Below are 16409 nucleotides of genomic sequence, written 5' to 3'. Positions count from 1 at the left end.
AGCTACTTAGCTTTCTTTTCACACTCTGAAAGCTAGCTCAGCGCCATCGTCATAATTTTTTGTTGGGAGGCATCAGAACCTGCGACGGCACCTTTAAGCTGACCTTCATGCATCACCAGAATATGATCACTCATCCCCATCACTTCTGGCAGTTCGGATGAGATCATCACCAGGCTCTTCCCCATTCCCGTTAGTAAGCGCATTAATTTGTAAATTTCTGATTTCGCACCAACATCGATACCGCGAGTCGGTTCATCAAGAAACAAAATGTCCGGCTTGGTCAGCATCCAACGCGCCAGCAATACTTTTTGTTGATTTCCACCACTGAGGTTATCGATGGTTTCATGCATATCAGGGGTTTTAACCTTGAGCTTCTTACAATGCTCGGCACTGTCGGTACGCATTTTCCGAACATCTAAGACATTCACTACTTTGTTACGGTAGGCATCGAGGTGGGCAATCGAGGTATTGGCAAAGATATCCAGCATCAGGTACAAGCCCGATTGGCGTCGATCTTCGGTCAAAAATGCCATTTTATGGCGAATCGCATCTTGCGGTGTTTTAATATCCACCTCGTTGCCATTGATACGAATCAAGCCCGCATCTTTTTGACGCACCCCAAACAAGGTTTCAATTAGCTCGGTTCGTCCCGCGCCAACTAATCCTGCGATCCCGAGGATCTCTCCCTCACGAAGATCAAAGCTAACACTCTCAAATGAACCTTTAACCGTCAGATCACGCACTTCTAAGCGAGTTTTGCCCGGTTTAGCGGTTGGTGGTGGAAAAACATCCCCCAGATCTCGCCCCACCATCATTTGCACCAATTCGTCATTATTCGTGTCTTTGGCCTCACGTTCACCGATAAAGCACCCGTCACGAAACACCGTGATATCATCGCAAATACGAAAAATCTCATCCATTTTGTGGCTAATATAAACCACCGCACAAGCTCGAGACTTCAGCATATCGATGATCTTAAATAGGTGAGCGACTTCTTTATCGGTCAGCGCCGAAGTCGGTTCATCCATAATGATAATCTCTGAGTTGTAGGAAATGGCCTTGGCAATCTCCACCATTTGTATGGTGGCCACCGTCAGATCGACCATCGGCGTTCTTGGGTCTAAATGAAGATCGAGTTTTTCCAACAAGGCTTCTGTATCACGATACATTTTTGGATGGTCAATCAGTTTTAACGGGCCTTTTAACGGCTCTCGTCCTAACCATATGTTTTCAGCAATACTACGGTGGAGGATCGGCGATAATTCCTGATGAATCATCGAAACCCCAGCTTCTAAGGCATCTTTAGCCCCAGAAAATTCAACCGCTTTTCCTCGATAAAAAATGTTGCCACTATCGCGTTGATAAATACCAAACATCACCTTCATCAGTGTGGATTTACCAGCGCCATTTTCTCCCATCAAGGCCATAACGCGACCTTCTCTTAAGGTCAACCGAACATTGTCTAATGCTTTGACACCCGGAAAACTCTTGGTGATACCACGCATTTCGAGTAAAACTTGACTCATATTGAATACTCCCCAAAGGGCTCCACCACAGCAACTATAGAAACATGGAATAGAGCCACAACATAAATGACTAGCGTGTGACCAAGCTAAACAAGCCGCTGCGCGCTTTAAACATTGACTTGTCTAGATTGGTATCACGTGAGCGTTTGCGACGCACAATTTAGCTTTTATGTTTGGCTTCAAAGGCAGCCAAATTATCTTTGGTGACGAGTTCTGCTGGGATCCAAGTAATCTGCTCATGCGGTTTCCCTTTTACAGCATCAACCGCAGTATCAATCGCCGCACGGGCTTGACCCGAACCGTCTTGGAATACCGTGGCATTCAACGCACCACTTTTAACCGCCGTCAAACCATCGGGTGTTGCATCAACACCAACCACTAATGTGTCATCAAGTTTACCGGCGGCTTGCAAGGCCTGAATGGCACCCAAAGCCATGTCATCATTGTTGGCTAAAATGATGTCGAGCTTATCGCCAGAATTCAGCCAGTTTTCCATGACCGACATCCCTTGGGTACGCTGCCATAAACCGGTTTGTTTACGTACCACCTTAAACTTAGGTTTATCGGCGAAATAATCTTCGACACCCTTGGTTCGCATAATCGCCGCTTCTTGAGTCAACATCCCCATTAAGATCCCAACATTGCCACCTTCTTTAGCTTTCGCGGCATAGGCTGCTTGAGTTTCACCAAACTTCAACTCTTCGGATCCCACATAAGACACTCCTTGCGGGAGGTAAGACGGACGACGATTCAAATAAACCAGTTTAATACCCGCCTTCACGATGCTATCAGTCATCGGCTGCGTTGCTTCGGTGTTCACTGGCACTAAGACAATCGCATCCATTTTCTGAACAATAAAGTTTTCAACCTGACCCAATTGTTTGGCGGTGTCTTCCTTCGCATCAACAAACAACAGTTCAACTTTTCCATTTTGCTGCTTAGCATATTTGTCCATGGCATCTTTCATATACACCATGAAGGTATCGTCAAAATTAGGGATCGCCACACCGATCCGGGTGACATCACTTTTCGCCTCTTCTTGACCACAAGCCGTCAGCAGCAAAAAGCCTGCGACAACCAAAACACCTTTAAGCATAGAGAAGCTCATTGTCATGAGTTGTCTCACGGGACTAAGCCCCCGGGTGAGGTATTGTTTAAATGATGGCATGAATATCTCCTTTGTTATTGATCAACCATCAGGACTCAAAATGAAATTTTCATTTCACATTGAACGATAGAACGTCCTGTATTTCATACAAAAATTTCAATTCTTATGGCGTATAAGCTAGTAAAAGCCTTGCCGAAAGTCTTGAATAGTAATTATTTGCCCTTGGTATTGAACTATAAAATGATGTTGTAAATATAACCAGCCCCAATGTTTCTTAATTGTTAAAAGTGTTAAGCTGGTCTCATTGAAATTTATATTCTATTTTAAAAATAACAACTAACTAATTGATTTTAATTAATTTAAAGTGGTAAATAGTAATTGCGAGGATTTATTATTGTTACCGATAAGTCTTTGTGGAATTTTCATTCCACTTATTAAAGTCTCGTTTTAAGCGATAATTGCGAGTCAAAAATGAAATCATTTGCCCTTCGATTTTATGGTAATGAACGAAAAACAGATCACCGATCACACTTCAGATTAAATATTTCGCATTGACTTTGATTCGAAATATATATTTCATATAGGGTGTAAGATAAAGCGGATGCTAGCTAAGTATCCTAGGTGAGAAACCAACACGTTTTTAAGGAGTGACGAAACAATGAAGGCTCTTGATAAGAAGCTTGATCTGATTTGTATGGGGCGAGTGGCGGTTGACTTCTATGGTCAACAAATAGGCGCACGTTTGGAAGATATGGGCTCTTTTTCCAAATACTTAGGCGGATCTTCCGGGAATGTCGCCTATGGGACCGCCCGCCAAGGACTGAAGTCTTCAATGTTCGCACGGGTTGGTGATGAACACATGGGACGTTTCTTACGTGAAGAACTACAGCGTGTGGGCGTTGATACCAGTCACCTTATCACCGATAAAGAACGCCTCACAGCACTAGTTATTTTGGGTATTAAAGATGAAGACACCTTCCCGCTCATTTTCTATCGTGATAACTGCGCCGATATGGCGATTCGTGCAGATGATGTCGACGAAGGCTATATTGCCTCCGCCCGATGCTTAGCAATTACCGGGACTCACCTGTCTCACCCAAACACACGCGAAGCCGTAATAACCGCTCTCAAATATGCGCGTAAACACGGCGTAAAAACCGCACTGGATATTGATTATCGACCGGTGCTTTGGGGCCTTACATCACTGGGTGATGGAGAGACACGCTTTATCCAATCAACGGAAGTTACCCGCCAATTACAAGAGGTATTAGGTTTATTCGACCTGATTGTCGGGACAGAGGAAGAGATCCATATTGCCGGAGGGTCAACCGACACCCTTAGCGCGTTAACAAGCGTCCGTGAAGTATCCAATGCAACGCTTGTTTGCAAACGCGGAACCTTGGGGTGCTCAATATTTACCGAAGCTATCCCCAACAATCTAGATGCAGGTATTAACGCCTTAGGCGTACAAGTGGATGTATTAAACGTACTTGGCGCTGGCGATGCCTTTATGTCCGGCTTATTACGCGGTTACCTAAATGATGAAAGCTGGCAACAAGCGGGCGCTTACGCCAATGCCTGCGGTGCCTTAGTGGTGTCACGCCACGGTTGCGCGCCAGCGATGCCTAGTAAAGAAGAGCTCGATGATTATCTGTCGCGTGCCGCAGTAGTGCCACGTCCAGATTTAGATCCACACTTAAACCATCTCCACCGCGTCACTACCCGCGATAGAAGCTGGGGAGAGTTATGCATATTGGCCTTTGATCACCGGATCCAGTTTGTCGAAATGGCGCGTGAAGCAGGTGCCGACCTCAGCCTTATTGCTCCCCTAAAGCAATTGATTTTTAAAGCTTGCCAAGAAGTTACCGCAGAAGCAGAGCTACAAGGAAAAGCAGGCATTCTATGTGATAGCCGCTTTGGTCAAAGGGTATTAAATGAAGTCACCGGAAGCGACTGGTGGATTGCCAGACCGGTAGAGCTTCCAGGTTCACGACCACTGGCGATGGAACACGGCAATATTGGTTCACAACTCATCGAATGGCCGCTGGAGCACATCGTAAAATGTTTAGTGTTCTTTCATCCAGAAGATGCCCACCCACTGCGCCTCGCACAGGAGAAGCAGATCCAAGAGGTGTACGCCGCCTGTTGTCAATCGGGCCATGAAATGCTGTTAGAAGTCATTCTACCCGCCGATATGGCTCGTAACGACTCGCTGTACCTGCGCGCCATGCAGCGCTTCTATAACTTGGGAGTGAAACCAGATTGGTGGAAACTTCCACCCATGCAAAGCGATAGCTGGCGACAAATTGAAACGCTCATCGCAGAACGCGATCCCCACTGTCACGGGGTGGTCCTACTTGGTCTAGATGCACCCGAAGAAGAATTACGAGCAGGCTTTAATCAAGCCGCACCCAGCAAACTAGTTAAAGGCTTTGCGGTGGGGCGCACCATTTTTGGCAAGCCTGCACAAGCTTGGCTGGCGGGGGAAATTGGCGCCCAACAACTGAACCAACAGATCAAACGCAATTACCATAGCCTAATACGCATGTGGCGTGAACGCGGCTAAGAGGAAATTCAGATGACAACAGCAAAAACCGTGCGTTTAACCATGGCTCAAGCCTTGGTGAAGTTTATGCAGGCACAGAAAGTTGAGATTGACGGTGAAATTCAAGCGATTTTCCACGGGGTATTTGCCATTTTTGGCCACGGTAATGTCGCCGGACTAGGCGAAGCCCTGTATCACGTCAACGACAGCTTACCAACTTATCGAGCCCATAATGAACAGGCGATGGCCCACAGTGCCATCGCTTTTGCTAAAGCGAATAATCGCCGACGCATGATGGCCGCAACCAGTTCGGTCGGTCCAGGGGCTCTGAATATGGTCACCGCAGCCGCTCTCGCCCATGTAAATCGGCTGCCTATTTTACTGTTACCGGGTGATACCTTTGCCACTCGCGAACCCGATCCGGTATTACAGCAAATCGAAAACTGGAGCGATGCCACCATCACGCCCAACGATTGCTTCAAACCGGTCAGTCGTTTTTTCGATCGCATCACCCGGCCAGAACAATTGCTCAACAGCTTACCGCAAGCGATGCGAGTACTCACCGATCCGGTCGAATGTGGACCAGTCACCTTGGCGCTACCACAAGATGTGCAAACCATGGCCTTTGACTACCCCGAGCATTTCTTTGCCGAGAAAATTCATCATGTTCGCCGCATGGGAGCCGACGAATTTGAACTAGCCCAAGCAGTGGCGTTGCTACAACAGGCCAAGCAACCACTGGTGATCGCAGGAGGAGGGATTCACTACTCCGAAGCCACCGCCGAATTTAAAGCCTTTGTCGAAGCTTATCAGCTGCCAGTTGGTGAAACCCAGGCAGGTAAGGGTGCTTTACCTTGGGATCACGTCTGCAATCTGGGGGCGATTGGCGTCACTGGTTCCGAAGCCGTCAACCACCTGGCCAAAGAAGCCGACGTGGTGATTGCTGTTGGCACCCGTTTGCAAGACTTTACCTCTAGTTCGCGGGCCTTGTTCAAGGCCGATGCTCGCATCATATCCATTAATATCAACGGCTTCGACGCCAGCAAACATTACAGCCAAGCCTTGGTTGCAGATGCTAAACGGGTTCTACCGCTGCTACATACGGCATTAGACGGTTGGAGCAGCACTGCCGACTGGCGCGACCAAGCCGAACAGTACCGTCAGCAATGGAATCAAACCGTATCGATTGCCATGACCGATCGCCACAGCTCTCTGCCTACCGATGCAGAAGTTATTGGGGCGGTGAACCGCAGCGCTGGCGAGCAAGATATCGTGGTATGTGCCGCCGGTGGCTTACCCGGTGAACTGCATAAGCTATGGCGTACCCGCTACGACAAAGGTTATCACCTCGAATATGGCTTCTCTTGTATGGGCTACGAAATTGCCGGGGGTCTTGGGGTTAAAATGGCAAAACCAGAATCGGAAATCTTTGTGATGGTCGGCGACGGCTCTTACCTAATGCTTAATTCTGAAATTGCCACTTCGGTGATGCTGGGGCAGAAGCTGATTATTGTGGTTCTTGATAATCGCGGTTATGGCTGTATCAACCGTTTACAACAAGCTTGTGGCGGCGCCGGGTTTAATAATCTACTGCAAGATTGTAATAGCGTCGAACAGGGTGCCCCAAAAACCGATTTTGCGGCGCATGCCCGTTCGTTAGGTGCACAGGCTGAGCAAGTGACCAACATTTCAGCGCTTGAACAAGCTTTACAGCGCGCGAAGGCTTCTCCCATCAGCTATGTGATTAGCTTGGACACCGATCCACTTAGCACCACGGAATCGGGCGGTTCCTGGTGGGAAGTGGCGATACCGGAAGTCTCGGTTCGCGAACCCGTTCGCGCCGCACGTCAACGCTATGAAGCAGCAAAACAACGTCAAATAATTTAATAGGAGGGCAGCAATAATGACCGTACAAATTGGAATTAACCCACTCACCTGGACCAATGATGATCTACCGTCTTTAGGTGCCGAAACCCCCTTAGAAACTTGCCTCTCAGAAGGTGTATTAGCTGGTTTCAGTGGATTTGAGTTGGGAAATAAATTCCCTCGTGAAGCCAGTGTATTAGGCCCCATTCTTGCTCAACACCAGCTTCAATTAGTCTCGGGGTGGTATTCGGGAGAGCTGCTAAGCCGTAGCGTGGAGCAAGAAATTGAGGCAGTTCAAGACCATCTCACCTTACTTCGCGAACTCGGAGCCAAGGTGATGGTATTTGCCGAGGTCACCCACTGTATCCACGGTAAACAGGACACCCCTGTCCACCTTCGTCCGCAATTCCCAGCCGAGCAATGGCAGGACTATGGTAAGAAGCTCACCGAATTTGCACGCTACACCCGAAGCCAGGGGGTTCAGGTTGCCTATCACCATCATATGGGAACGGTGATTGAATCAGCCGCAGATATCGACCAACTAATGCAACACACCGGGGATGAAGTCGGCTTATTGCTGGATACTGGTCATCTTGTGTTTGCTGGTGACGACCCGCTGAAAGTCGCTAAAAAATGGGCCCATCGGATCAATCATGTCCATACCAAAGACATTCGTCTGGATATCCTCGCTGATGTTAAAAACCGTAAAACCAGCTTTCTTGACGCGGTCCTAGATGGTGTTTTTACCGTTCCTGGAGACGGTGGTGTGGACTATCCGCCGATTCTGCAAGTCTTGGCTGCACATCAATATCAAGGCTGGCTGGTGGTCGAAGCAGAACAAGATCCTGCCATTGCGCATCCCCTCACCTACGCCAAGTTGGGTTACAAAAATCTCAATCAAATGGCCGCTGATGCTGGCTTATTCAATCACTAGGGCCAACTAAGGATTAATAATGGAAACCGTTCAGAATTTTATCCACGGTCAAATCCGTGAAACTCGCAGTCAGCGCTTGGCTGCTATCTACAATCCCGCGACTGGCGAGCAGACTAAACAAGTCGCCTTAAGCAGTGCGGAAGAAACTAGAGAAGCGATTGCCGCTGCCGAAAATGCCTTTCCTGCGTGGGCCAAAACTTCGCCTTTAAAACGCTCTCGAGTGATGTTCAAATTTAAAGGCTTACTGGAACAAAACATCGATCGCCTAGCTCGCGTGATCTCCAATGAACACGGTAAAATATACTCCGATGCCGTCGGCGAAGTCACTCGGGGTTTAGAGGTGGTTGAATTTGCTTGTGGTATTCCACATTTACAAAAAGGCGAACACTCTGCCAATGTCGGAACGGGTGTGGATAGTCATTCCTTAATGCAGCCGCTGGGAGTTTGCGTCGGGATTACACCATTCAACTTCCCCGCAATGGTGCCGATGTGGATGTTCCCGATCGCACTGGCAACCGGTAATAGCTTTGTACTAAAGCCTTCGGAAAAAGATCCCTCACTCAGCCTGATCATGGCAGAACTGCTCAAAGAGGCGGGACTCCCCGATGGCGTGTTTAATGTAGTCAACGGCGACAAACAAGCGGTCGATGTGCTATTAAGCGACCCTCGCGTGCAAGCGGTCAGCTTTGTTGGTTCCACCCCGATAGCCGAATATATTTACGCTACCGCATCTGCCCATGGTAAACGTTGTCAGGCCTTAGGCGGCGCCAAAAATCACTGTATCTTGATGCCCGATGCCGATCTGGAAATGGCAGCGAGTGCCATCATGGGAGCCGCTTTTGGCGCCGCAGGTGAGCGCTGCATGGCCCTGTCAGTGGCGGTTGTAGTTGGCGATGAAATTGGTGATGCCTTGCTTGAAAACCTGCAACATAAAATCGCCCAGATGCGAGTTGGACCGGGCATTGTCGATGGACCAGAAAACGACATGGGGCCGGTGATTTCCGAACCACATAAGCAGAAGATCTATCAATATATCAGCTCAGGGGAAAGCCAAGGGGCAAGCATTGTGGTAGACGGTCGAAACTTCAGCGTAGCTGGTCACGAGGCTGGTTATTTTGTGGGCCCAACTCTGATCGATCAGGTCACCCCGGAGATGACCCTCTATCAAGAAGAAATTTTTGGTCCGGTACTGGCAATTGTGCGTGTCAGCGATTACGACACTGCTCTGGCCCTAATCAATCGTCATGAGTACGGCAATGGCACCGCTATCTTTACCCGTGATGGTGAGACCGCCCGTCAGTTTAGTGAAGATGTTCAAGTCGGGATGATCGGCGTGAATGTGCCCATTCCAGTACCGATGGCCTTCCACAGTTTCGGGGGCTGGAAGCGCTCTATTTTTGGGCCGCTCAATGTCCACGGCAACGACGGAGTGCGCTTTTATACCCGTATGAAAACAGTTACCAGTCGTTGGCCAACTAGCGTCCGTTTAGAGCAACATAGCAGCACGTTTGTAATGCCAACCATGGATTAGTGAACTAAGCGGTCGTCCACGACTCATCAATACCCGGTTTACCGGGTATTTTTATCGGTAGCCGAAGAGAAATGCCCATCACTTTTAACTGATGGATAACGTAAACGGAGGCCAAAACCAGACGACGCATACACTGCCGTTCAGCAGGTTTCATATCACGCCTGTGACGGTTTATGCTCCCTACATCAAAGACGGTCTCAACTGATAATTCTTCAAAATCAACCAGCCTAATATCGAACGACCAGTCAAATCCTAGCCAGAGATGACAAACGGCGTTGTTGCCTAAATTAGAATGAACCTTTCGGGCTTTCCGCGATCTAATCGTTAAGCCGCTACATTTAGGTCGTGCCATAGACAAAGTAAAAAGCAACATCATTAACTGGAAGCAATACAACATGGCCTTAACCTAGTGAGGTTCAATTACTGTTGGCTGAATGAGTCAACACGCAACTGGTCGTCGAGATCGCGGCGACACCGATAGTAATACCGCCATCGGCACGGCATGCACTGCACTGCACTGATGATAGAAACTATGTTTAAGCTTCCGCTTGGCACCTTGGTAGGCCTTATCAACTCTATATTCCTACTGATGAATGTCGACCTTCAATCACCTGACTACAGCTGTATTCGTAAACCAACAAAAACCGTGAATGTGAGCTATCGCTGACGCAATAGAGGCCCAATTAACCTCCTCGTGATTGATTCAACGGACCTAAAAGTGTTTGCTGAAGGCGAATCGAGGGTTCGCAAGCATGGAAAGGAAAAGCGCCGAATATGGCGTAAAGTTCATCTTGCTGTCGATGCAGATACACATGAAGTGGTGAGCATGGTGGCTTCGCTCAATTCAGAGCATGATGGCAACGTTTATCGACACTCTCAAATCCGCTTCGTCGTAAAATAATCCAAGTCTCAGCAGATGGTGTCGATGCGACCAAGCACTGTTATACGCGATTGAAACGCAAAGGCGTTATTCCTGCCATCCCGCAAGCAAAAACGCCAGTTGCAGGGAAGAAAGCCCCCCCCTTGTAGTCAAGAGCTTAAAGCGCTAAAGAATGAAATGCTGAAGAGTGGAAAAACCAATCGGGCTACTATGAGCGCTCATTATCCGAGACGGCGATGCACCGTTACACACGGCTGCTAAGTGGAAAACAGAGCTTGTGTCATTACAATACGCAAGTGGGAGAAATGATGGCAAGTGTAGGGGCGGTAAACAGAATGACGAGTCTAGATATGCCTGTTCGTCAGTTAACTGGCTAAATAGCGGAACAGCCTAGGATGGCTGCGCCTTAAGCTGGGAGTTGACCAACAACGCCACTGAAGTGGCCAATGAGAGTGAGGATTCAGCGTCATTTAGATGCATCTGATAGTGATAAATTATTTTAGGAAACAACGCAGTCAATTTAGATTCAATAGCGAAATTAGATCCAACAATTAAATACCAACCAGTAAGAAATTAAAAACCTATAAACCGAACTAAAAATAAAACAAACAGCAAATAAAAAATCATTCGAGCACTCACAAGAACTAGTAAAAACAATTAACTAGCAACTCACCTGTATCGATAAGTTTACATTATATATTTATATAAACTAAGTGCAGCATACAAGTGAAAGAATACTTCCACGCGAATAAATTAATGTAACGATTAAAAAAATCAATTACAAATAAATAAAAAATCAAATAAAAACAATGAATTACATTAAAATTAACTTGACTCAATAATTATAAATCAAGCCTGATTTAACTTGCTTGATGCCTATTATCCACTTCATTATAAAAACAAAATCGTCATTAATTATGTGTTTTCTATACAAATAAGTTAAGGCCGCTGATGAAAAGCAAAGATAGGCGTACTTAGAAACGAAGAGGGGGGTTGGCGAGTTAAAAAAATATAGATATAGTTAAAATCATTAATATTTTGGTTTTTGTTAAGATACTTAGCTTCTACATTTATCAAGCTATAAAACGTTCATTACCAAATGATGAACCGATTCACCCAAATATATAAGCCAAAAATTATTATCATCGTTCATAGGGAATATTCGAAATATTAGGTGATTTGATTACAAGGCGAGATAAATACAATAAATTCATCCACAAAAAGATATAAAAAATTTAATTTATTTTGTAGCCGCCGACTAAAAGTATATTTACTTAAATAAATATGGACATTAATCAAAAATAAGGAGGGCCTATCAATCATAGATATTCTGGGCTCAATAAATAAGCGAACAGGAGTTCGACTACCTGAAGTAAACCTGACATTAATTTACTCATTCGGCTAAGCAAAGTACACCAAACGAAGCTTATGACTAGGTCTATTTATCTTTGTAAATTGTTGCGTTGGTAAAGGCATAGTTAGGCCATCCAGTAAGCTCTGTAAAGCCTTCTAAAGTAACGATAAACACTAGCTAAAGTTCGACAAGAAGTTGCGTTACAGCTTTCTTATAAAGAAAGGCTTGAGCAATACTGACTGAACTCTAGACATACTCATCTGAGTGATGAAATCGCTCTTATCTCGAACAAAAATGGATCTCGAAAGACCAATAGGCTTAAAGCCCACAGCTTTAATTAAATGGATTAAACCGCTCGCATATTCGGTTTATTATTGATCATGGATATAGGCTATTTTTTTATGAAATTACAATCGATTCAATCAAAAATTGCACTCGTTGCTGGTTCCTGCTTATTAATCTCGGCAGGGATCTTAGTCGCACTGAGTGTCTATTCAGCATCTTCATCTCAGCAATTAGTATCAAAAAAAGTCTCAGCCTTAGTGGAAGATGCCGCCCTAAAGCAGCTCGGCGCAACGGCATCAAACTATGCAGAATCAGTCAGCCGCCGCTTAGAAGAAGGATTAAGCGCAGCTAGAGCTTTAGCGAACGCCGCCTCTGCCGCCAAATCCGATGATATGTCTCATCACACCACCACCATAGATCGCCCCGTATTTAACGACATATTATTGGAAGTCTTAAAAAGTAACCCCGACTTAAATGGTACTTATAGTTGCTGGGAGCCCGATGCATTTGATGGAAACGATCAGTTATTTAAAAATGGGGAAGACGGTAACAACGCTCAAACCGGACGCTTCACCCCTTATTGGACCCGTGATCATTCTGGCAAAACTGAGATTCAATCCTTGGTTGAATACGATTCGCTAGCCCAACATCCTAATGGCGTCGTCAAAGGCGCTTGGTATCAGGTGCCCAAAAATCAACGCCATGAAACGGTCACCGCACCATTACCTTACATCGTACAGGGCAAAAATATCTGGCTCGCGACGCTGTCGGTACCAATCAGCGCTAATGGCCAATTTCTTGGCGTAGTTGGCGCAGACTACGACTTGAGCTTTGTGCAACAGCTTAGCGAACAAGTCTCCAAACAGATTTATCAAGGAAATTCCAAGGTTTCGATTATTTCCGCACAGGGCTTATTTATTGCCAACAGTCGTCAGCCAAAGTACGTTGGTCAATCGATCTCCAATGTTTCAGGCCTGAATAGCCAACAAGTTATCTCAACCATCCAATCCGGTAAGTTAACCATTAATACAATCGAAGCGGATAATAGCTTACAAGTCTATGCGCCGATTACCTTAGGCCAAACTGGCGTTCAATGGGCTATCGTAATCACCATCGACAAAGACTTGGTGTTGGCCGAGGTTCATGCGCTATCCAAAACGCTTTCCGATAACAACCTCAGCGATATAAATTGGCAAGTCGGCGCGGGTTTAATCATTTCACTACTTGCCATCTTCGTCCTGATTGCTATGGCGAAAAAATTGACTCAACCGATCTTAAAAGCCGTTGAAATGGCTCAGTCGATTGCCAAAGGTAACTTTAAGCAGCGCTTAAATTTTAACAGTGCCGATGAAACTGGCCAGCTGTCGATGGCCCTAGATAACATGGCCGATAGTTTGCAACACCAGGTGGTAATCGCTGAGCGAATTGCCAAAGGTGACTTAGATCTCGAGGTCACACTCGCTTCTGAGCAAGACCAATTAGGTAAGGCTTTAGTGCAAATGGTCGGTGACCTGAACCAACTGGTAGGTCAGATCCGACAACGTTCTGAAGTCATTGGCGACAATGCCGGTAAAGTTTCAGATCTGAGTCATGATTTAGCCAGTGGCGCTACACAATCCGCCTCTGCGGTCACCGAAATTAGCGCCACAATCACCGAAATTGCTGCTCAAATCCGTCAAAGTTCAGGCAACGCGGACCGAGCCAATCAACTGTCAGTGCAATCGGTTAACTCAGCCAGCTCTGGCAACCAACTGATGACCGAGCTACAAGGTGCCATGAAAGACATCGAAAACTCAGGCAATGAGATCAACAACATCATCGACACCATTGAGTCAATTGCAGAACAAACCAATTTGCTGGCCTTAAATGCGGCCATTGAAGCTGCGCGAGCGGGCGAGCAGGGACGAGGATTTGCGGTGGTCGCAGACGAAGTGCGTCAGCTGGCCGCACGCAGTGCCGAAGCGGTACAGCAAACCGCGATATTAATCGATACTTCAGCCAAACACACCCAGCGCGGGATTGAACTGTCTCATCAAACTGGCAGCGCCTTAGATGCAATTGTAAAAGATGCTGGCGAAGTGGCGGTATTGGTGAATGAAATTGCCCAAGCGGCCAACGAGCAGGCCTCAGGCGCCGAGCAAGTCAGTCTGGGGATTAATCAAATCGACGAGGTAACCCATCAAAATAGCAATAATTCGGAGAGTTGTGCCAATGCATCCAACGAACTCTCTAGCGAATCTCGAGAACTGAATAATCTAATTCAGCAATTTAAACTCAAGTCTTAATTTATGGTGTAAGAGAATAAAATGGCCAACCATCAGTATTGGCCATTTTATTTGCCAAACAAAGCTCCCACAAGCTAACATCCTCCACGAAAGAGCTAGTTTTCACATCACCATCAGTGTAACAAGAGCCCAATTGTAAACTCATTTTGCCGCCACCTTCTTCCGGTAATGGCTTCGCTTTCCCCTTCTAGCCGCTCCTTTAGCTGCGGGTTTGACTAAGCCGACAAAGGCTTGCGCATTAATGCTGGCACTGTGCTTAACCAAATCACTTAACTGCGCTTGCATACCTTGCATAAAGCCCTGATAACTTTGATTACGTTGGCTAATACCATTGAGCTGCATTTCCCAATGAGCTGTCATATCCGGCCAGGTACATAACTCAGGCAAAGCCATAACCAGAGCCTTGCCACTGTCGCTGGCATGAATTTGTTTAGCCTGACGCTGTAAAAAACCGCGCTTAAATAACAGTTCAATAATTCCCGCCCGAGTCGCTTCGGTACCTAAACCATCGGTTTCTTTGAGCACTGCTTTTAAGGCCGGATCTTGCACATACCGCGCAATTCCAGTCATCGCCGCCAGTAGGCTAGCATCAGTGTAAGCCTTAGGCGGCTGCGTTTGTTTATCGAGCACCACACCCTCGATACAGTGCAGCGCTTGCCCCTGAGTTAAGGGCGGTAATAACGGCTCATCTTCAGTATTTTTTTTCTTGGGAAAGAGACTCTTCCAACCAAGCTCTAACAGCTGATTGGCGCTGGCTTTAAACATCCCATCAGCAATCTGAATCAGCGCTTCGCTATGGGCATAACGATAGTGAGGGTAAAACTGAGCAATATATTGACGCGCAATCAATTGATATACCCGTCGCTCTGCCTCGCCAAGATTTTGCGCCAGATAGCGCTTTTCGGTGGGAATGATGGCGTGATGCGCATCCACCTTGGCGTCATTCCAGGCTTTGCTTTGACGACGAGGCACCGCATCGTCAACCGCATCGGCCAAGTCACTGCTATTATTTTTAATCGCCGCCAATACCTTGGGCGCGTCAGCATGATGTTGCTTGGGTAAATAGCGGCTATCGGAGCGAGGATAAGTAATCAGCGTATGCCGTTCATATAAGTTTTGACAGATATCGAGAACTTGTTTAGCGCTATAGCCGTAACGCTTCGCGGCGTCGATCTGTAAACTTGAAAGATTGTAAGGCAAGGGCGGCGCTTGTTGTTTATCTTGCTGCTTTAAACTTTGCAAGAAGGCAGCCTGAGCGCAGATCCGCTTCGCCACGTGCTCGGCAAGGGGACGACTGAGCACACGTCCTTCTTCGTCTTGATAGGGTTTGCAGGCTTCGCTGGGCTGCCAAAAGGCGCTGAATAACTCACCGCTTTCGGTGCGCAGCTTCGCCTCCACTTGATAAAAAGGACGACTCACAAAATTTGCAATTTCCTGATCACGCCTCACCACCAAACCTAAAATTGGAGTTTGCACTCGACCCACCGACAGCACCCCGCCGTAGCCCTGCTGTTGCCCTTTTAAGGTATAGGCACGAGTTAAGTTAATGCCATACAACCAATCGGCGCGTGAACGGGCTAAGGCCGAGGTCGAGAGCGCGGCAAATTCTTGATTTAATTTTAGTTGTTTCAAGGCACGACTCACCGCAGCAGGGTTTAAGTCGCTTAACAGTAAACGCTGGCAGGACTTCTTCAGAGCCACCTTCGCCTTACAGTGCTCAATGACTAAATCCACCAACAACTGACCTTCACGATCGGGGTCACCAGCATGCACCAACTCACTAGCCTGTTTAATCAAGCCCTTAATCACTCGCAGTTGCGCCGCCGTTTTCGATTTCGCTTGCCAGTGCCACTGCTCGGGAAAGATTGGTAAATGCTCCAAACGCCATTGCTTAAAACGAGCATCGTAGTGCTCCGGTTCTGCCTGTTCCAACAAATGGCCAATACACCAAGTCACACAATCGCCGTTGGCGAGCTGAATATAACCATTTAGCTTTTGCTGAGGCTTGGGTAATACCGCAGCAATCGCGCGGGCGAGGCTGGGTTTTTCTGCAATATAGAGACGCAAGGGCTACAATACCTGTTTGTTTATACAG

General features: G+C 46.9%; 9 protein-coding genes and 1 pseudogene. 6 read left to right on the top strand and 4 right to left on the bottom strand.

Annotation, left to right across the window (positions count from 1 at the left end):
* Positions 1-32 precede the first annotated feature (32 nt).
* Both ACRRSX_RS01755 and ACRRSX_RS01750 read right to left on the bottom strand, forming a co-directional pair.
* Positions 33-1526, bottom strand: coding sequence for a sugar ABC transporter ATP-binding protein (locus ACRRSX_RS01755; RefSeq protein ID WP_432454926.1), 1494 nt, complete (start codon positions 1524-1526; stop codon positions 33-35).
* Positions 1527-1686: 160 nt separating this feature from the next.
* Positions 1687-2694 (bottom strand): sugar ABC transporter substrate-binding protein, encoded by a 1008-nt coding sequence (locus ACRRSX_RS01750; RefSeq protein WP_432454927.1) that lies wholly within the window; start codon positions 2692-2694, stop codon positions 1687-1689.
* 598 nt (positions 2695-3292) lie between these two features.
* Here ACRRSX_RS01750 and ACRRSX_RS01745 point away from each other — a divergent pair.
* The 4 genes from ACRRSX_RS01745 to ACRRSX_RS01730 are packed head-to-tail and all read left to right on the top strand — an operon-like array spanning position 3293 to position 9510.
* Positions 3293-5200: a bifunctional 5-dehydro-2-deoxygluconokinase/5-dehydro-2-deoxyphosphogluconate aldolase gene (locus ACRRSX_RS01745; protein ID WP_432454928.1), complete on the top strand. Its 1908-nt coding sequence runs from the start codon at positions 3293-3295 to the stop codon at positions 5198-5200.
* Between the two features lie 12 nt (positions 5201-5212).
* Positions 5213-7066, top strand: coding sequence for a 3D-(3,5/4)-trihydroxycyclohexane-1,2-dione acylhydrolase (decyclizing) (gene iolD / locus ACRRSX_RS01740; RefSeq protein WP_432454929.1), 1854 nt, complete (start codon positions 5213-5215; stop codon positions 7064-7066).
* A 16-nt stretch (positions 7067-7082) separates the two neighbouring features.
* Entirely contained in the window at positions 7083-7979 is an 897-nt protein-coding gene (gene iolE, locus ACRRSX_RS01735; protein ID WP_432454930.1) for a myo-inosose-2 dehydratase, read from the top strand.
* A 19-nt stretch (positions 7980-7998) separates the two neighbouring features.
* Positions 7999-9510, top strand: a complete 1512-nt coding sequence (locus tag ACRRSX_RS01730) for a CoA-acylating methylmalonate-semialdehyde dehydrogenase (RefSeq protein WP_432454931.1) — start codon at positions 7999-8001, stop codon at positions 9508-9510.
* 4 nt (positions 9511-9514) lie between these two features.
* On the opposite strand, the gene ACRRSX_RS01725 is transcribed toward ACRRSX_RS01730, so the two are convergent.
* The gene (locus tag ACRRSX_RS01725) at positions 9515-9664 is read right to left on the bottom strand and encodes a hypothetical protein (RefSeq protein ID WP_432454932.1); all 150 of its coding nucleotides are present in this window, start codon (positions 9662-9664) and stop codon (positions 9515-9517) included.
* Positions 9665-9860: 196 nt separating this feature from the next.
* Here ACRRSX_RS01725 and ACRRSX_RS01720 point away from each other — a divergent pair.
* Both ACRRSX_RS01720 and ACRRSX_RS01715 read left to right on the top strand, forming a co-directional pair.
* Positions 9861-10767, top strand: a pseudogene (locus ACRRSX_RS01720) (IS5 family transposase).
* Between the two features lie 1378 nt (positions 10768-12145).
* Complete coding sequence (locus tag ACRRSX_RS01715) at positions 12146-14314, top strand: methyl-accepting chemotaxis protein (RefSeq protein ID WP_432454933.1); 2169 nt, start codon at positions 12146-12148, stop codon at positions 14312-14314.
* A gap of 141 nt (positions 14315-14455) precedes the next feature.
* Here ACRRSX_RS01715 and ACRRSX_RS01710 read toward each other — a convergent pair whose 3' ends face one another.
* Entirely contained in the window at positions 14456-16381 is a 1926-nt protein-coding gene (locus tag ACRRSX_RS01710; RefSeq protein ID WP_432454934.1) for a DNA topoisomerase III, read from the bottom strand.
* Between the last annotated feature and the right edge of the window lie 28 nt (positions 16382-16409).

The sequence above is a fragment of the Agarivorans sp. QJM3NY_30 genome, assembly GCF_050870855.2.
In the GTDB taxonomy this organism is placed as follows: domain Bacteria; phylum Pseudomonadota; class Gammaproteobacteria; order Enterobacterales; family Celerinatantimonadaceae; genus Agarivorans.
The sequence above is the reverse complement of the archived record's forward strand: the minus strand, read 5'-3'. Positions and strand labels throughout refer to the sequence as shown.

Excerpts from the sequence above, each read along its gene's own strand:
- ACRRSX_RS01755 (WP_432454926.1), bottom strand. The coding sequence starts at position 1,526 with ATGAGTCAAGTTTTACTCGAAATGCGTGGTATCACCAAGAGTTTTCCG.
- ACRRSX_RS01750 (WP_432454927.1), bottom strand. The coding sequence starts at position 2,694 with ATGCCATCATTTAAACAATACCTCACCCGGGGGCTTAGTCCCGTGAGA.
- ACRRSX_RS01745 (WP_432454928.1), top strand. The coding sequence starts at position 3,293 with ATGAAGGCTCTTGATAAGAAGCTTGATCTGATTTGTATGGGGCGAGTG.
- iolD (WP_432454929.1), top strand. The coding sequence starts at position 5,213 with ATGACAACAGCAAAAACCGTGCGTTTAACCATGGCTCAAGCCTTGGTG.
- iolE (WP_432454930.1), top strand. The coding sequence starts at position 7,083 with ATGACCGTACAAATTGGAATTAACCCACTCACCTGGACCAATGATGAT.
- ACRRSX_RS01730 (WP_432454931.1), top strand. The coding sequence starts at position 7,999 with ATGGAAACCGTTCAGAATTTTATCCACGGTCAAATCCGTGAAACTCGC.
- ACRRSX_RS01725 (WP_432454932.1), bottom strand. The coding sequence starts at position 9,664 with ATGAAACCTGCTGAACGGCAGTGTATGCGTCGTCTGGTTTTGGCCTCC.
- ACRRSX_RS01715 (WP_432454933.1), top strand. The coding sequence starts at position 12,146 with ATGAAATTACAATCGATTCAATCAAAAATTGCACTCGTTGCTGGTTCC.